This window comes from Pseudomonas cucumis, from assembly GCF_030687935.1.
In the GTDB taxonomy this organism is placed as follows: domain Bacteria; phylum Pseudomonadota; class Gammaproteobacteria; order Pseudomonadales; family Pseudomonadaceae; genus Aquipseudomonas; species Aquipseudomonas cucumis.
In genome coordinates this window covers 4,009,980-4,025,077 of the sequence record NZ_CP117454.1, presented here as the reverse complement: position 1 = coordinate 4,025,077, position 15,098 = coordinate 4,009,980, and the positions used below count along the sequence as shown (strand labels likewise).

The following is a 15,098-nucleotide window of genomic DNA, read 5'->3' as shown; positions in this document are numbered from 1 at the left end:
CGCTGTTCAATCCTTGACTGATCGGCATCAGGACCCAGTGAGGTTTCATAAGTAGTGATGGACCTGTTTCGCAGCGCCCCGATCGCTCAACCCTTGGCCGCACGCCTGCGCGCGGCCAATCTGGATGAGTACGTCGGTCAGGAACACCTGCTCGCTCGCGGCAAGCCTTTGCGCGAAGCGCTGGAGCAGGGTGCCCTGCATTCGATGATTTTCTGGGGACCGCCGGGGGTGGGTAAAACCACCTTGGCGCGCCTGCTCGCGGAAGTCTCCGATGCGCACTTCGAAACGGTTTCGGCGGTGCTGGCCGGCGTGAAGGAAATCCGCCAGGCGGTGGAAGTCGCCAAGCAGCAGGCCGGGCAATACGGTAAACGCACCATCCTGTTCGTCGACGAAGTGCACCGCTTCAATAAGTCCCAGCAGGATGCGTTCCTGCCGTACGTTGAAGACGGCACGCTGATTTTCATCGGTGCGACCACCGAAAACCCCTCGTTCGAACTCAATAACGCGCTCCTGTCCCGGGCGCGCGTCTATGTGCTCAAAAGCCTCGACGAAGCGGCCCTGCGCAAGCTGGTGCATCGCGCGCTGACCGAAGAGCGTGGGTTGGGCAAGCGGCAACTGACCCTCAGCGATGAAGGCTTCCAGATGCTGTTGTCCGCCGCCGATGGCGATGGCCGGCGTCTGCTCAATCTGCTGGAAAACGCCTCGGATCTGGCCGAAGACAACAGTGAGATCGGCGTTGACCTGCTGCAAAGTCTGCTCGGCGATACCCGTCGACGTTTCGACAAGGGCGGCGAAGCCTTCTACGACCAGATCTCCGCGCTGCATAAGTCGGTGCGCGGCTCCAATCCCGATGGCGCGCTGTATTGGTTCGCGCGGATGATCGATGGCGGTTGCGATCCGTTGTACCTGGCCCGGCGCGTGGTGCGCATGGCCAGCGAAGACATCGGTAATGCCGACCCCCGCGCCCTGAGCCTGTGCCTGGCGGCGTGGGAAGTGCAGGAACGCCTTGGCAGTCCCGAAGGTGAGTTGGCGGTGGCCCAGGCCATTACCTATCTGGCCTGCGCGCCGAAAAGCAATGCGGTGTACATGGGCTTCAAAGCCGCGATGCGCAGCGCCACCGAACACGGTTCGCTCGAAGTGCCGCTGCACCTGCGCAACGCGCCGACCAAATTGATGAAGCAATTGGGCTATGGCGACGAATACCGTTACGCCCACGATGAGCCGGATGCCTACGCCGCCGGCGAAGACTACTTCCCGAACGAGCTCGAACCGCAACGGTTTTATCAACCAGTGCCCCGCGGCCTGGAGCTGAAGATCGGCGAAAAGCTTAATCACCTCGCGCAACTTGATCGTCTAAGCCCACGGCAGCGGAGAAAATAGTGATTCCATTGATTGTTGCCGTTTCTGTCGGCGGTGTCGCCGGTACGCTATTGCGCTTCGCCACCGGTAACTGGATCAACGCGAATTGGCCGCGGCACTTCTATACCGCGACGCTGGCCGTTAATATCGTGGGCTGTTTGCTGATCGGCGTTTTGTACGGTCTGTTTTTGATGCGCCCGGAAGTACCGATAGAGGTGCGCGCCGGGTTGATGATCGGCTTCCTCGGGGGGCTGACGACTTTTTCATCCTTTTCACTGGATACGGTGCGCCTGCTGGAAACCGGGCAAGTGCCGCTGGCCCTGGGCTATGCGGCCATCAGCGTATTCGGCGGGCTGCTCTCCACCTGGGCTGGCCTGTCCTTGACCAAACTTTGATAACGAGAAACCGACATGCTCGATTCCAAACTGTTACGTAGCAACCTTCAGGACGTAGCGGACCGCCTGGCATCCCGTGGCTTTGCCCTGGATGTTGCGCGCATCGAAGCGCTGGAAGAACAGCGCAAGACCGTCCAGACCCGCACCGAAGCATTGCAGGCTGAACGTAACGCGCGCTCCAAGTCCATCGGTCAGGCCAAGCAACGCGGCGAAGACATCGCGCCGTTGATGGCCGACGTCGAGCGCATGGCGGGTGAGTTGAGCGCCGGTAAAGTCGAGCTGGACGCGATTCAGACCGAGCTGGATTCGATCCTGCTGGGCATCCCGAACCTGCCGCACGAATCGGTGCCGATCGGCGATGACGAAGAAGGCAACGTTGAAGTGCGCCGCTGGGGCACGCCTAAAGCCTTCGATTTCCCGGTTCAGGACCACGTGGCCCTGGGCGAGAAGTTCGGCTGGCTGGACTTCGAAACCGCCGCCAAGCTGTCCGGCGCCCGTTTCGCCCTGCTGCGCGGCCCGATCGCTCGTCTGCACCGTGCACTGGCACAATTCATGATCAACCTGCACATCAACGAACACGGTTACGAGGAGGCTTACACCCCGTACCTGGTGCAGGCGCCTGCGTTGCAGGGCACCGGTCAGCTGCCGAAGTTCGAAGAAGACCTGTTCAAGATCAGCCGCGAAGGCGAAGCCGATCTGTACCTGATCCCGACCGCTGAAGTGTCGCTAACCAACATCGTCGCTGGCGAGATCGTCGATTCGAAACTGCTGCCGATCAAGTTCGTGGCACACACGCCATGCTTCCGCAGTGAGGCCGGCGCGTCGGGTCGCGACACTCGCGGCATGATCCGTCAGCACCAGTTCGACAAAGTCGAGATGGTCCAGATCGTTGAGCCGTCGACTTCGATGGAAGCGCTGGAAGGCCTGACCGCTAACGCTGAAAAAGTCCTGCAACTGCTGGAACTGCCATACCGCACCCTGGCGCTATGCACCGGCGACATGGGTTTCAGCGCGGTCAAGACCTACGACCTGGAAGTGTGGATTCCGAGCCAGGACAAATACCGCGAAATTTCGTCGTGCTCCAACTGCGGCGACTTCCAGGCCCGCCGCATGCAAGCGCGTTTCCGCAACCCGGAAACCGGCAAGCCTGAGCTGGTTCACACCCTGAACGGTTCCGGCCTGGCGGTCGGTCGTACCCTGGTGGCGGTGCTCGAGAACTACCAGCAGGCCGACGGTTCGATCCGTGTACCTGAGGTGCTCAAGCCGTACATGGGTGGCCTTGAGGTCATCGGCTAAATGGACTATCTGCCGCTGTTTCATAACCTTCGCGGCAGTCGTGTATTGGTCGTCGGCGGAGGGGAAATTGCCTTGCGCAAATCCCGCCTGCTGGCCGAAGCCGGTGCGCTGCTGCGGGTGGTCGCACCGGAAATCGAACCGCAACTGCGCGAGCTAGTGGTCGGCAGCGGTGGTGAGTGCCTGTTGCGTGGCTACGCCGAAACGGACCTGGACGGTTGCGGGCTGATCATCGCCGCCACCGACGACGAACCGCTGAACGCGCAAGTCTCCGCCGATGCTCATCGGCGTTGCGTGCCAGTCAACGTGGTGGATGCGCCGGCCCTGTGCAGCGTGATCTTCCCGGCGATCGTCGACCGTTCTCCGCTGATCATCGCGGTGTCCAGCGGCGGCGATGCGCCGGTGCTGGCGCGGTTGATTCGCGCCAAGCTGGAAACCTGGATTCCTTCCACCTACGGTCAATTGGCCGGTCTGGCGGCGCGTTTCCGCACTCAGGTCAAAGGCCTGTTTCCGGACGTGCAGCAGCGCCGGGCGTTCTGGGAGGATGTATTCCAGGGCCCGATTGCCGACCGGCAACTGGCCGGGCAGGGCGCCGAGGCCGAGCGCTTGATGTTGGCGAAAATCAATGGCGAAGCGCCTGTCGCTACCGGCGAGGTTTATCTGGTGGGCGCCGGGCCGGGTGATCCGGATCTGTTGACCTTCCGCGCCTTGCGTCTGATGCAGCAAGCCGACGTGGTGCTGTATGACCGTCTGGTGGCGCCGGCAATTCTGGATTTGTGCCGTCGCGATGCCGAGCGGGTCTACGTTGGCAAGCGCCGCGCCGATCACGCCGTGCCTCAGGAACAGATCAACCAGCATCTGGTGGATCTGGCCAAAGCCGGCAAGCGCGTGGTGCGCTTGAAGGGCGGCGATCCGTTTATCTTCGGACGTGGCGGTGAAGAGATCGAAGAACTGGCAGCCCATGGCATCCCGTTCCAGGTTGTTCCGGGCATTACTGCAGCCAGCGGTTGCGCAGCGTATGCCGGGATTCCGCTGACTCACCGCGATTACGCGCAGTCGGTGCGGTTTGTCACCGGGCACCTCAAGGACGGTTCCACCGATTTGCCATGGGCCGACCTGGTCGCACCGGCGCAAACCCTGGTGTTTTACATGGGGTTGGTGGGTTTGCCGATCATCTGTGAGCAGTTGATCAAACACGGTCGCGCGGCCGATACCCCGGCGGCGTTGATCCAGCAGGGCACCACGGTCAATCAGCGAGTGTTTACCGGCACCCTGGCTGACCTTCCCCGGCTGGTGGCGGAGCATGAAGTGCATGCGCCGACGCTGGTGATCGTCGGGGAAGTGGTGCAGTTGCGCGAGAAATTGGCATGGTTTGAAGGGGCTCAGGCGCAGGTCTGAGTACCGAGTCGCCTCCATCGCGGGCAAGCCCGCTCCCACAGGTTATTTGGTGAAGCTGCAATCTTTGGCATCACACAAATCCCTGTGGGAGCGGGCTTGCCCGCGATGAGGCCCTCAAAACCACCCTTGCTTCAGATCAGAACTCGGCCTTGCGCCAAACCCCTTTCCCACTCAACCGCGCCCGATCATGAGCCGCAGTGAAATCCTGCGCTGGCCCTTTAGGCACGATCCCGGTCGGATTGATGGTCTTGTGGCTGCCGTAGTAGTGATTCTTGATGTGCTCAAAACTCACCGTCTCGGCAATCCCCGGCCACTGATAAATCTCCCGTAGCCAGTTCGACAGATTCGGATAATCGGCAATCCGTCGCAGGTTGCACTTGAAGTGTCCGAAGTACACCGCATCGAAACGAATCATTGTCGTGAACAGCCGAATATCCGCTTCCGTCAGGTATTCACCCGTCAGGTACCGATTCGCGCCCAGCAATTGCTCCAGCCGATCCAGCTCGCCAAACAACTCATCGAACGCTTCTTCATAAGCCTGCTGCGACGTAGCAAACCCGGCGCGATAGACGCCGTTATTCACTGCTGGATAAATCCGCTCGTTCAGCGCATCGATCTCGGTTCGCAATGGCGCCGGGTAGAAATCAAGGTCATTGCCGGTCAACTCATCAAAAGCGCTGTTGAACATGCGGATGATCTCCGCCGACTCATTGTTGACGATGCGATTCGTCTGCTTGTCCCAGAGCACCGGCACAGTGACGCGGCCGGTGTAGTTGGCGGTGTCGGCGGTGTAGCGCTGGTGCATGAAATTGAAGTGATCAAGCTTGTCGCCGGTCGAGCCGAGGTGCTTGTCAAAGGTCCAGCCGTTTTCCAGCATCAACCAACTGACCACCGACACATCGATCAGGCTTTCGAGACCTTTCAGTTTGCGCAGGATCAGAGTGCGATGAGCCCACGGGCAGGCGAGGGACACATAGAGATGATAGCGACCAGCCTCGGCGGCAAAACCACCGACGCCGGTCGGGCCTGGCTTGCCATCGGCCGTCAGCCAGTTACGACGCTGCGCCTGTTCGCGCTGAAACGCGCCATCCTTGCTGCTTTCGTACCACTGATCCTGCCAGCGGCCTTCGACTAACAAACCCATTTTCCTGACTCCTCAACCGATAAGCGTTGGAGAGGAGTCTATGCGCATAGGTTCGAACAAAAAGCGCAAAGGTTAGGCAGTTATGATCGGTTAAATCGATCGGTTCCTTGCATCCCAATACTGCTGGGCGGTTTCGAACGCTTGCTCGCGGGTCTGGCCGAGGCCGCGCAACGCCAGGGCCATGGTCGAGATCAATGCCATTTGCGGGTAGCTGTCGACCACGTCGCCACGCCACACCGCTTTCAAGTGCTCGGGATCCAGGCTCGCCGGTTTGACGTGGCGTTGGCTGGACAACTGCGGCCATTCTTCATCCCAGCTTTCGCCGCCGGTGGTGCCATACAAATGACTGTCGGCGTCCGGGTTGATCTCGATTTCACCGCCATCGCCCTTGATGACGATGGCGGTGTCGCCCAGCAAACCGCTGGCATCGCGGTGCACCGCCTGATAGCCAGGGTGGAAAATGCTTTGCAGGCCGCAACGGGCGCCGAGCGGATTGAGAATTCGTGCCAGGGAATGGATCGGCGAGCGCAGGCCCAAAGTGTTGCGCAGGTCGATCATCCGCTGAAGTTGCGGGGCCCAGTCCACCAATGGCATGAACGCCAGACCGCCCTGATCGAGCGCTGTACCGACCTGCTGCCAGTTGCGGCACAGTGGAATGTTCAGTGTCTCGAGCAGTTGTTCGCTGTACAGCCGACCGGCCGTGTGCGCGCCACCACCATGCATGAAAATGCGCACGCCGTTCTGCGCCAGGCACTTGGCCGCCAGCAGGTACCACGGCAGGTGACGCTTCTTGCCGGCATACGTCGGCCAGTCCAGATCGACCGCCAGCGCCGGAGGATTCAGGCGTTCACGCAAGGCTTCGGTGAAGCCGGCCATTTCCTCGGCGCTTTCTTCCTTGTGCCGCAACAGCATCAGGAACGCGCCCAGCTGGGTGTCCTCGACCTTGTCGTCGAGCAACAGGCCCATGGCCTCGCGGGCTTCTTCGCGGGTCAGGTTGCGGGCACCGCGTTTACCTTTGCCAAGAATCCGCACGAACTGGGCGAACGGGTGCTCGGCGGGCGTTTCGAGGGTCAATGCTGGATAGTCGGTCATAAGCAATTCGTCGGTTTGGGCAGGCCCGCCAGTTTCGCGGCGAGTTTGGCAGGGGTGCCTTTGAACAGTCGGTTCAGGTGCAGGCTGTTGCCCTTGTCGGGGCCCAGTTTCAACGCGGTGTACTTGATCAGCGGGCGGGTCGCCGGGGACAGCTGGAATTCGTCGTAGAAACGGCGCAGCAGTTCGAGGATCTCCCAGTGTTCCGGGCTCAACTCGATGTCTTCGGCAGCGGCGAGGGCAGCGGCCACCTCGGCAGACCAGTCACTCAGTTCGACCAGGAAACCGTCCTTGTCCAGTTCAATGGCGCGGGCGCCGACCGTCAGGGATTTCATAGCCAACTGTTGACCTTGTCGTAGTGAATCGACAGTTCGACGAAGGCCGGGTAATCGATGGCCTTGGCCCAGTCCGGGACTTCCAGAGCCCGGGCCTGTGCATCTTCGGCCAATACGAACAGTTTCAGGCCGCGAGCATGCAGTGTGCTAAATGGCGCGGTGCCTGGTTGCAAGGCATAGGCCGCATCGCCACTTAGCAGCAACGCATCGTCGGCGCCGATCACGCGCAGGCAACTGCTCAGGCGGTCGTCGCCGAAAGGGGAATGAGACAACACATGCAAAGTCGACATCAGAGGGTGATCACCTGGTCGTAACGGTCAATAAGGGCGGTGATTTCCTGGGCGGCCAACACCCGGGCTTCTTCAAGCGACAGGCCTTTTGGGTCCAGACCACGGGCCGCGGCGCTTTCACCGCACACGAACAGCTCTTCGACACCAAACATCGGCAGCGCTTGCAGGTTGGCGCTCAGGTCTTTCTGTTGCAGGGCTTTGGCGTCCTGTTTTGCGGCGAGCTGGAACACGCCGTCATCGAGAAACAGCAGGCCGATCGGCAGATCGAAGGCACCGCCGGCCAGCACGATGTCCAGCGCTTCCCGCGCATTCGGACCGGACCACGGCGCCTGACGGCTGATAATCAGCAAGGATTTAGCCATCTCACGCACCTCCGAAACAGATCAAGCGGTCAGCGTCCTGCACCGCGTCATGCAATTGGCCGAGGCCGGACAATTCCCACGGCGCACCCACCGCTACTGCTTCACGCTGATAGCGCTGGGCTTCTTCCTCGTTCAACACCCCACGGCGCAGGGCGGCGGCGATGCAGACCACGCCATCGAGTTGATGCTCAGTGACAAAGTTGCGCCATTGCTTGGGCAAGTCTTGCTCATCCTGAGGCGTGACCACGCTGCCGGACGCGTTGTAGACGCCATCCTGATAGAAAAACAGCCGGACAATCTCATGCCCGCCGGCCAGCGCGGCCTGGGCGAACAGTAAGGCGCGGCGCGAGGAGGGCGCATGGGCGGCGGAAAACAGCGCGATGGCGAATTTCATGACGGGCTCGATCAGCAAAACTGCGGCCATGATAAAGCTTTATGGGCGGGGCGGCGAAGGGCGTTTACTCGTAGACCGCCATCGCGGGCAAGCCCGCTCCCACAGGTTATGTAGTGAAGCTGCAATCTTCGGCATCACACAAATCTTTGTGGGAGCGGGCTTGCCCGCGATGAGGCCCAAACAGTCGATACAAAATTCAGCGCGGCATATAACCCAACTGCCAACGCCGCGGTATCTTCAACGACAGCAACCCCAGCGCCCCGGCCAGCAGCCCGCTGACAAACAGCGCCTTGAGCCCCAGATGATGCTCCAGTAAAGCCCCAATCACCGCGCCGGCAAACATCCCGGTCCACGGAACCAACTGCACCCGCCAGCCATTGCGCCGCTCGCCAAGCATCCAGCGCCCCAGCCCACGGCCGAACCGCGACAGCGCGCCGGTGACGTAGGTCAGGCCGACCGGCAGTCCATTCACCTCTTCCACGGCGGCATTGAGCATGCCCATGGCGATGATCGTCGCCAGCAGCGCCGGCAATTGCGTTTCGTAGGGCCAGGCCGCTGCGCCACAGAGCAGGGTGGCGATGCACAGCAGCAACGGCAACGCCCGACGACCTCCGAAACGGCTGACGACAATGCCCAGGGCGTTGCCAGCGACGAATGTGGCCACGAGGATTACCAGGCGCAGGGTCAACCCAAGATCACCATCGCTGATCGCCACGGCCAGGCGGGTGGTGTTGCCGCTCATGAAGGACACGAAGTCGCCGCTGGCCATGAAGCCGATGGCATCGGTCATACCGGCGAGGACCGACAAACTGGCGACCATCGACAGGCCGATGCGTCCGCGCCATTTGTGAGTATGCAGATGGCCCGGCGTGGCCCGGGCGCCTGAAGGAGAAGGGAGCATTGAAGAGGACTTCCTTGAGCAGCGATGATTATTTGGTTAACCCATATAACTCGCAATATTCCAGCCAGTCCATGCCGGCCATCTCCGCGACTTCCTTATGCACCTCCAGGCGCTGGGCCTGGTAATCCTCAGGCGTGGCGGCGGTCAGTTGCAACGTCAGCTCCCAGGCAAACAAACCCAGGCGCTCAGCCTCGGCTTCGAACGCTTCATGCAAGCGCTCGTCGCGGTACTGCGCGGCCGTCACGCCCTTGGCCTGGGCCAACAGTGGATTCAGGTTATCCAGTTCGACGCGCAGTTCAGGACGCTCATCGAGAAACTTTTTCAGCGCCTGCTCGTGTTGCTGTTCGGTTGCCGCCATGGTCACTCCTTAGAAGACTGCTTTTTGCTTGCCTTGGCGGCCGCGGCCAGACACTCGAGGGCAAACTGCTCGGGGTAGGTCATCTGGATGGGCGTGGTTTCGCCTTTGACGGTTCTTTCGCCATCAAGAATGTAGCGAATCCGCTTGTCGGTGACGCCAATTCGCTTGGCGATCCAGGAAGGCGTCTGACCGATCTGGCTGATCAGTTTGTCGGCGTATTCAGCGGTCGGTTTGTAGTATTCGGCGTTGGGTGTCATGACCTTTCCAGAAAAATGTGCCCGGAAAATGGGCGATGCGGCGTTAATGGCGCGACAGGGTGCGCGAATCGTTGCGCGGTGTCGCGGTATAAATGAAGTAAAGCAGAACGATACGCCGCGCCACGGTGATACAGTCCGCTTTTTCCTGATGAGCGAACGCAATGCGAATTCTGATGGTGGCGCTGGCCGCAACCTTGCTGGCGGGCTGCGCCGGATCGGCGATGAATGATGCCCGCACCAAAACCCCGTACAAAACGCTGACCTCGGACAAACCGGAAAAAGTCGTCGCTCAGTGCGTGCAGTTTGCCTGGCAGGATGAAGCGGTATTCGGCGTCGATGCGGGCGCGTATTTGCAGCCGGGCAAGAAAAGTGGCTCGACGGTCTACACCCGTTCGGCCGAGTCCTTCGTGGACGTGACCACCGATGCTTCAGGCACGGCCTTGAGCTACTACGCCCAGCACGACGATTTTGTCGCCAAGCGTCGTTTGGCGGCGTTGGCGACCTGTTTGTAAGCAGGCACCTCGTGCACCGGTTGTTGGGCAGATGCAGTTCCTGTGGGAGCGAGCTTGCTCGCGATGGCGGTTTGTCATTCGACATTGATTTCGACTGACCCGCCGCTATCGCGAGCAAGCTCGCTCCCACAGGGTTTTGCGTTTTAATCAGCCCAAACGCTTCTGGAAGAAGAAGCGCTTGTGGCCCGGCGGGTAGTCGGCAATATGCCCCAACTCGCTGTAGCCGTGCTTCTTGTAAAACACCGGCGCCTGGAAGTCGAAGGTGTCCAGCCAGATCCCGATGCATTCCTTTTCCCGCGCCAGGTCTTCGGCCATCTGCATCAGCTTCGAGCCCATCCCTTGCCCCCGGGCCAGCTCAGGCACCGACAACAACTCAATGAAAAACCACTGGTAAAACACTCGGCCATAAAGCCCGCCGAGAATCTCGTCGCTGTCATTGCGTACCAGCAAAGCAATTTGCTCCGACACCGTGGCCCCGGCCTTTGCGGCGTTGTAGGCGCGCAGCGGTGTGAGGATCGCCTCGCGCTCCTCCTGAGTGGCATTTTTCGACAATTCGATTCGCAGGGTCATAGGCTACACATCCTTATGGCAGTGAACACGGAGCCTATCCCGGTTGCGGCGATTGTTCTAGCCCTCGCCGCCCCAAGGAACCCCCGGGGCTCCGGGAATGTCTAGCCTGAACAGCATCATTGCTGAACACACCCAGTGAGGACAGCCCGTGAACATTTTTGAAGCCTTGCGCGAAAGCCACGACCGTCAGCGAAGCTATGCCGATGCACTGATTCAAACCCGTGGCGACACCCCGGAACGGGTCGAGGCTTACAAACGGCTCAAATCCGAGCTTCAGGCCCACGCAACCGCTGAAGAACGCCATTTCTACATGCCGCTGATGGAGTTCGACAACGGCGTGGATCTTAGCCGCCATGCCATCTCCGAACACCACGAAATGGACGAGATGATGGAAGCGCTGGATGCCACCGAAATGTCCAGTCCGTCCTGGTTGGCAACGGCGAAAAAACTCTCGGAGAAGGTCCATCACCACCTCAAAGAGGAGGAGCAGAAGTTCTTTCAGATGGCCGGCAAGTTACTCGACGACCAACAGAAAGAAACCCTCGCCGGGGAGTATCAGAAAGAATACAAGGCGCAACTTTCCTGAGGGGAAAGCGCCGCAATGCTGTTCACTTAAATGAACAGCATTGCGGCAGTCGCCGGGCTTTTCTGTTTTCGCCTACCATGGACGCTTTCTGACGAACATAAGGATGGATTGTCATGTCGAACACAGCCGAGCGGGTCAACATCATCGAGTCCCAGGTGCTGTCCCACGACTGGTATCTGCTGAAGAAAATCACCTTCGATTACTTGCGCAACAACGGCGACTGGCAGCGTCAGACTCGTGAGGTCTATGACCGCGGCAATGGTGCTGCGATCCTGCTGTTCAACCGCGAGAAGAGAACCGTCGTGCTGACCCGCCAGTTCCGGTTACCGGTGTTCGTCAACGGCCATGACGGGTTGCTGATTGAAGTAGCGGCGGGGCTGCTGGAGGGCGCTGCGCCTGAGGAGCGTATTCGCGCTGAAGCCGAAGAGGAAACCGGCTATCGCGTCCACCATGTGCAGAAGGTTTTCGAAGCCTACATGAGCCCCGGTTCGGTGACTGAAAAGCTGCATTTCTTCATCGCCGAGTACGACGCGTCTTCGAAAGTCAGTGATGGCGGCGGGCTGGAGGAAGAAACCGAAGAACTGGAAGTGCTGGAGTGGAAGTTCGACGAGGCGCTGGCGGCGTTTTATCGCGGGGAGATCTGCGATGCCAAGACCATCATGCTGCTGCAGTATGCGGCGATGAAGGATGTCTTCGGAGCGGTTTGAGCTGCGGGGGGCGATTTAGGTTCCCTGTCTTTTTGTAGGGGCCGTCAGATAAACAAATCATTTATCCTGCCAGCCCCGTGGCACTCGTACCCTTCCAGTGTCAGTAGCCGTTCCTTAGCCTCAAGCCCACCGGCAAACCCCGTCAGTTTCCCCGACGCACCGATCACCCGATGACACGGCGCGACTATCGAAATCGGATTCTTGCCATTAGCCGCCCCCACCGCACGAACCGCACTGGGATTGCCGATCTGCCGGGCAATCTCGCTGTAGCTGCGCGTCTCGCCAAACGGAATGGTCAGTAGCGCCTGCCACACCTTCTGCTGAAATTCCGTCCCGGCAAAATCCAGTTCCAGTTCGAAACGGTTACGCGTGCCGGCGAAGTATTCCTGCAGCTGCTGTACGGTGCGCACCAGGATCGGGTTGTCCGCTGCTTCCGTCATCGGCCCCAGCCTTACCCGGCCCGGTTTGTCGTTTTCCCAGAGGATGGCCGCCAGTCGTGCGCCTTTCGCCACCAATTTCAATTCGCCGACCGGAGACGCCAGGGTGGTGAAGGTGTAGGACATGCCGGCGGACTCCGTAAAAGTGTTGAACAGGGGCCCAGCATACTGCCTCGTCGGGGAGGCGCAATACGCAATCCCAGCCATACTTGCCTACTGCTCTTGAACCGTTCCCCCTGTTTGAACAGAACCTAAAAACAAAAAGAGGCCGACTCATGAAGTTCGAACCTTTTACCCAATCGCTCGTGGCAACCGCATTGGCGCTGAGTTGCCTGACGGCCCACGCGGCCTCCGTCGCCCCGGTCGCAGCCGAAAACGGCATGGTTGTCACCGCCCAGCATCTGGCCAGCCACGTCGGCGTCGATGTGCTCAAGAATGGCGGCAACGCCGTCGATGCCGCCGTTGCGGTGGGTTATGCGCTGGCGGTGGTGTACCCCGCGGCGGGCAACCTGGGCGGTGGTGGTTTCATGACGATTCAATTGGCGGACGGGCGCAAGACCTTCCTCGACTTCCGTGAAAAAGCCCCGCTGGCCGCGACCCCCGACATGTACCTCGATAAAGCGGGCAACGTCATCCCGGACCTGAGCACCCGCGGCCACCTTGCCGTTGGCGTGCCGGGCACCGTTTCGGGCATGGAACTGGCCCTGAAGAAATACGGTACCAAACCCCGCAAGGAAGTGATCGCCCCGGCGATCAAGCTTGCCGAAGACGGTTTTGTGCTGGAGCAGGGCGATGTCGACTTGCTGGAGTACGCCACCGACGTCTTCAAGAAAGACATGCGCGACTCGGGCTCGATCTTCCTGAGCAATGGCGAGCCGATGCAGGTGGGCCAGAAACTCGTACAAAAAGACTTGAGCAAAACCCTGCGGGAAATTTCCGAGAAGGGTGCTGACGGTTTCTATAAAGGCTGGGTGGCCGACGCCATCGTCACCTCCAGTCAGGCCAACAAGGGCATCATCACCCAGGCCGACCTCGACAAATACCAGACCCGCGAACTGGCGCCGATCGAATGCGATTACCGCGGCTATCACGTGGTCTCGGCACCACCACCAAGCTCCGGTGGCGTGGTGATCTGCGAGATCATGAACATCCTCGACGGCTACCCGATGAAAGAGCTGGGCTTCCGCTCGGCTCAGGCGATGCACTACCAGATCGAAGCGATGCGCCACGCGTATGTGGACCGCAACAGCTACCTCGGCGACCCGGACTTCGTGAAAAATCCGATCGCCCATTTGCTGGATAAAAACTACGCGACCAAAATCCGCGAAGTCATCGACCCGCAGAGGGCTGGCGTATCCCGCGAGATCAAACCCGGCGTAGCGCCCCATGAAGGCAGCAACACCACCCATTACTCGATCGTCGACAAATGGGGCAACGCGGTGTCGGTGACCTACACCCTCAACGACTGGTTCGGCGCTGGCGTCATGGCGAGCAAAACCGGGGTCATCCTCAACGATGAAATGGACGACTTCACCTCGAAAATCGGCGTGCCGAACATGTACGGCCTGGTGCAGGGCGAAGCCAACGCCATCGCCCCCGGCAAAGCGCCGCTGTCGTCCATGAGCCCGACCATCGTCACCAAGGACGGCAAAGTCGTCATGGTCGTCGGCACTCCCGGTGGCAGCCGCATCATCACCGCGACCCTGCTGACCATCCTCAACGTGATCGACTACGGCATGAACATCCAGGAAGCAGTAGATGCGCCGCGTTTCCACCAACAGTGGTTGCCGGAAGAAACCAACCTGGAAAACTTCGCCACCAGCCCGGACACGAAGAAGATGCTCGAAAGCTGGGGGCACAAATTTGCCGGGCCGCAGGACCCTAACCATATCGCAGCTATTCTGGTAGGTGCGCCTTCGCTGGAAGGCAAGCCAGTGGGCAAGAACCGCTTCTATGGAGCGAACGATCCACGGCGTAATACCGGGTTGTCACTCGGTTACTGAAACAGGCGATCAGCGGCCACCTGAACTCCCCGGGTGGCCCTGATCTCCAACACTCGAATGCAGCCTCGACAGCTGCTACATGCTCGAAAAGGGAGTTGAATTCCATCGTTGTACCGACCTATCTAAGGAAGGAAGCCATGAGCACCGCACTCCTGATCATTGATGTCCAACGCGCGCTGTGCACCGGCGAGTATGAATGCTTCGACATCAAACGCGTCATCGAAACCATCAACGATCTCAGCACCAAAGCCCGGGCCGCCGACATCCCGGTCATCCTGATCCAGCACGAAGAAGAGGGCGACCTGTTGCAATACGGCGGCGAAGGCTGGCAACTGGCCGATGGTCTGAAAACTTCACCCCAAGACCTGCGGCTGCGCAAAACCACCCCGGATTCGTTTTACCAGACCCACTTGCATGAACAGCTGCAAGAGCTGGACGCCGACCGCCTGATCATCTGCGGCCTGCAAACCGACTACTGCGTCAACGCCACCGTCCGTCAGGCGCATCAATTGGGCTACGACGTTGTGCTGGTGGCCGACGCCCATTCCACCATCGACAACGGCATGATGAGCGCCGAAGACATCATCGCCGAACACAACAAGGATCTGGCGCACCTGACCGGCTCCGTGGCGCGGATCGATGTGATGCCGGCCAGCGAAATCAAAGTCTGAAAACACAAGCGTCTCCTATACTGACCCGCGTTGACAG

General features: G+C 60.1%; 20 protein-coding genes. 9 read left to right on the top strand and 11 right to left on the bottom strand.

Annotated elements, in window-relative coordinates; all coding sequences use genetic code 11:
* Positions 1-57: 57 nt before the first annotated feature.
* From PSH97_RS18295 to cysG, 4 genes are read left to right on the top strand one after another with little or no spacing between them, the layout of a single operon-like run.
* Positions 58-1,380 carry a replication-associated recombination protein A gene (locus tag PSH97_RS18295; RefSeq protein ID WP_305446142.1) on the top strand — a complete coding sequence of 441 codons (1,323 nt, stop codon included), beginning with the start codon at positions 58-60 and terminating at the stop codon, positions 1,378-1,380.
* Positions 1,380-1,754: a fluoride efflux transporter CrcB gene (crcB, locus tag PSH97_RS18290; RefSeq protein WP_305446141.1), complete on the top strand. Its 375-nt coding sequence runs from the start codon at positions 1,380-1,382 to the stop codon at positions 1,752-1,754. The genes PSH97_RS18295 and crcB overlap by 1 nt, the downstream gene beginning before the upstream one ends.
* Positions 1,755-1,769: 15 nt before the next feature.
* Entirely contained in the window at positions 1,770-3,050 is a 1,281-nt protein-coding gene (gene serS / locus PSH97_RS18285; RefSeq protein ID WP_305446140.1) for a serine--tRNA ligase, read from the top strand.
* Positions 3,051-4,445 (top strand): siroheme synthase CysG, encoded by a 1,395-nt coding sequence (gene cysG / locus PSH97_RS18280; RefSeq protein ID WP_052967901.1) that lies wholly within the window; start codon positions 3,051-3,053, stop codon positions 4,443-4,445. It begins immediately after the preceding gene.
* A gap of 136 nt (positions 4,446-4,581) precedes the next feature.
* Here the strand turns inward: cysG and PSH97_RS18275 are convergent, their stop codons facing one another.
* The 9 genes from PSH97_RS18275 to PSH97_RS18235 all read right to left on the bottom strand — a co-directional run bounded on the left by PSH97_RS18275 (position 4,582) and on the right by PSH97_RS18235 (position 9,575).
* Positions 4,582-5,589 carry a glutathione S-transferase family protein gene (locus PSH97_RS18275; protein ID WP_305446139.1) on the bottom strand — a complete coding sequence of 336 codons (1,008 nt, stop codon included), beginning with the start codon at positions 5,587-5,589 and terminating at the stop codon, positions 4,582-4,584.
* A 90-nt stretch (positions 5,590-5,679) separates the two neighbouring features.
* Entirely contained in the window at positions 5,680-6,681 is a 1,002-nt protein-coding gene (locus PSH97_RS18270; RefSeq protein ID WP_305446138.1) for a glycosyl transferase family protein, read from the bottom strand.
* Positions 6,678-7,013, bottom strand: a complete 336-nt coding sequence (locus PSH97_RS18265) for a TusE/DsrC/DsvC family sulfur relay protein (RefSeq protein WP_095053183.1) — start codon at positions 7,011-7,013, stop codon at positions 6,678-6,680. The genes PSH97_RS18270 and PSH97_RS18265 overlap by 4 nt, the downstream gene beginning before the upstream one ends.
* The gene (gene tusB / locus PSH97_RS18260) at positions 7,010-7,303 is read right to left on the bottom strand and encodes a sulfurtransferase complex subunit TusB (protein WP_305446137.1); all 294 of its coding nucleotides are present in this window, start codon (positions 7,301-7,303) and stop codon (positions 7,010-7,012) included. Before tusB ends, PSH97_RS18265 begins: the two co-directional genes overlap by 4 nt.
* Positions 7,303-7,665, bottom strand: a complete 363-nt coding sequence (tusC, locus tag PSH97_RS18255) for a sulfurtransferase complex subunit TusC (protein WP_305446136.1) — start codon at positions 7,663-7,665, stop codon at positions 7,303-7,305. Before tusC ends, tusB begins: the two co-directional genes overlap by 1 nt.
* A 1-nt stretch (position 7,666) precedes the next feature.
* Positions 7,667-8,059 (bottom strand): sulfurtransferase complex subunit TusD, encoded by a 393-nt coding sequence (gene tusD / locus PSH97_RS18250; RefSeq protein WP_048396957.1) that lies wholly within the window; start codon positions 8,057-8,059, stop codon positions 7,667-7,669.
* Positions 8,060-8,255: 196 nt separating this feature from the next.
* The gene (locus PSH97_RS18245) at positions 8,256-8,960 is read right to left on the bottom strand and encodes a YoaK family protein (RefSeq protein ID WP_305446135.1); all 705 of its coding nucleotides are present in this window, start codon (positions 8,958-8,960) and stop codon (positions 8,256-8,258) included.
* A 28-nt stretch (positions 8,961-8,988) separates the two neighbouring features.
* On the bottom strand, positions 8,989-9,318 hold the full coding sequence (locus PSH97_RS18240) for a DUF6388 family protein (RefSeq protein WP_305446134.1): 330 nt from the start codon (positions 9,316-9,318) through the stop codon (positions 8,989-8,991).
* Positions 9,319-9,320: 2 nt separating this feature from the next.
* Positions 9,321-9,575, bottom strand: coding sequence for a hypothetical protein (locus PSH97_RS18235; RefSeq protein ID WP_008008546.1), 255 nt, complete (start codon positions 9,573-9,575; stop codon positions 9,321-9,323).
* A 161-nt stretch (positions 9,576-9,736) separates the two neighbouring features.
* Here PSH97_RS18235 and PSH97_RS18230 point away from each other — a divergent pair, with 161 nt between their 5' ends.
* Complete coding sequence (locus PSH97_RS18230; RefSeq protein ID WP_305446133.1) at positions 9,737-10,087, top strand: hypothetical protein; 351 nt, start codon at positions 9,737-9,739, stop codon at positions 10,085-10,087.
* 147 nt (positions 10,088-10,234) lie between these two features.
* Here the strand turns inward: PSH97_RS18230 and PSH97_RS18225 are convergent, their stop codons facing one another.
* Positions 10,235-10,657 carry a GNAT family N-acetyltransferase gene (locus PSH97_RS18225; protein ID WP_305446132.1) on the bottom strand — a complete coding sequence of 141 codons (423 nt, stop codon included), beginning with the start codon at positions 10,655-10,657 and terminating at the stop codon, positions 10,235-10,237.
* Positions 10,658-10,805: 148 nt separating this feature from the next.
* On the opposite strand from PSH97_RS18225, the gene PSH97_RS18220 reads away from it, so the two are divergent.
* The gene (locus PSH97_RS18220; protein WP_305446131.1) at positions 10,806-11,243 is read left to right on the top strand and encodes a hemerythrin domain-containing protein; all 438 of its coding nucleotides are present in this window, start codon (positions 10,806-10,808) and stop codon (positions 11,241-11,243) included.
* 113 nt (positions 11,244-11,356) lie between these two features.
* The gene (locus PSH97_RS18215; protein WP_305446130.1) at positions 11,357-11,950 is read left to right on the top strand and encodes an NUDIX domain-containing protein; all 594 of its coding nucleotides are present in this window, start codon (positions 11,357-11,359) and stop codon (positions 11,948-11,950) included.
* Positions 11,951-11,994: 44 nt separating this feature from the next.
* Here PSH97_RS18215 and PSH97_RS18210 read toward each other — a convergent pair whose 3' ends face one another.
* A complete protein-coding gene (locus tag PSH97_RS18210; RefSeq protein ID WP_305446129.1) occupies positions 11,995-12,513 on the bottom strand; it encodes a methylated-DNA--[protein]-cysteine S-methyltransferase in 519 nt (172 codons plus the stop codon).
* 149 nt (positions 12,514-12,662) lie between these two features.
* Here PSH97_RS18210 and ggt point away from each other — a divergent pair, with 149 nt between their 5' ends.
* Positions 12,663-14,390, top strand: coding sequence for a gamma-glutamyltransferase (gene ggt, locus PSH97_RS18205; RefSeq protein WP_305446128.1), 1,728 nt, complete (start codon positions 12,663-12,665; stop codon positions 14,388-14,390).
* Positions 14,391-14,527: 137 nt separating this feature from the next.
* The gene (locus PSH97_RS18200) at positions 14,528-15,061 is read left to right on the top strand and encodes a cysteine hydrolase family protein (RefSeq protein WP_305446127.1); all 534 of its coding nucleotides are present in this window, start codon (positions 14,528-14,530) and stop codon (positions 15,059-15,061) included.
* Positions 15,062-15,098: the final 37 nt, after the last annotated feature.

Excerpts from the sequence above, each read along its gene's own strand:
- PSH97_RS18295 (WP_305446142.1), top strand. The coding sequence starts at position 58 with ATGGACCTGTTTCGCAGCGCCCCGATCGCTCAACCCTTGGCCGCACGC.
- serS (WP_305446140.1), top strand. The coding sequence starts at position 1,770 with ATGCTCGATTCCAAACTGTTACGTAGCAACCTTCAGGACGTAGCGGAC.
- cysG (WP_052967901.1), top strand. The coding sequence starts at position 3,051 with ATGGACTATCTGCCGCTGTTTCATAACCTTCGCGGCAGTCGTGTATTG.
- PSH97_RS18275 (WP_305446139.1), bottom strand. The coding sequence starts at position 5,589 with ATGGGTTTGTTAGTCGAAGGCCGCTGGCAGGATCAGTGGTACGAAAGC.
- PSH97_RS18270 (WP_305446138.1), bottom strand. The coding sequence starts at position 6,681 with ATGACCGACTATCCAGCATTGACCCTCGAAACGCCCGCCGAGCACCCG.
- PSH97_RS18265 (WP_095053183.1), bottom strand. The coding sequence starts at position 7,013 with ATGAAATCCCTGACGGTCGGCGCCCGCGCCATTGAACTGGACAAGGAC.
- tusB (WP_305446137.1), bottom strand. The coding sequence starts at position 7,303 with ATGTCGACTTTGCATGTGTTGTCTCATTCCCCTTTCGGCGACGACCGC.
- tusC (WP_305446136.1), bottom strand. The coding sequence starts at position 7,665 with ATGGCTAAATCCTTGCTGATTATCAGCCGTCAGGCGCCGTGGTCCGGT.
- tusD (WP_048396957.1), bottom strand. The coding sequence starts at position 8,059 with ATGAAATTCGCCATCGCGCTGTTTTCCGCCGCCCATGCGCCCTCCTCG.
- PSH97_RS18245 (WP_305446135.1), bottom strand. The coding sequence starts at position 8,960 with ATGCTCCCTTCTCCTTCAGGCGCCCGGGCCACGCCGGGCCATCTGCAT.
- PSH97_RS18240 (WP_305446134.1), bottom strand. The coding sequence starts at position 9,318 with ATGGCGGCAACCGAACAGCAACACGAGCAGGCGCTGAAAAAGTTTCTC.
- PSH97_RS18235 (WP_008008546.1), bottom strand. The coding sequence starts at position 9,575 with ATGACACCCAACGCCGAATACTACAAACCGACCGCTGAATACGCCGAC.
- PSH97_RS18230 (WP_305446133.1), top strand. The coding sequence starts at position 9,737 with ATGCGAATTCTGATGGTGGCGCTGGCCGCAACCTTGCTGGCGGGCTGC.
- PSH97_RS18225 (WP_305446132.1), bottom strand. The coding sequence starts at position 10,657 with ATGACCCTGCGAATCGAATTGTCGAAAAATGCCACTCAGGAGGAGCGC.
- PSH97_RS18215 (WP_305446130.1), top strand. The coding sequence starts at position 11,357 with ATGTCGAACACAGCCGAGCGGGTCAACATCATCGAGTCCCAGGTGCTG.
- PSH97_RS18210 (WP_305446129.1), bottom strand. The coding sequence starts at position 12,513 with ATGTCCTACACCTTCACCACCCTGGCGTCTCCGGTCGGCGAATTGAAA.
- ggt (WP_305446128.1), top strand. The coding sequence starts at position 12,663 with ATGAAGTTCGAACCTTTTACCCAATCGCTCGTGGCAACCGCATTGGCG.
- PSH97_RS18200 (WP_305446127.1), top strand. The coding sequence starts at position 14,528 with ATGAGCACCGCACTCCTGATCATTGATGTCCAACGCGCGCTGTGCACC.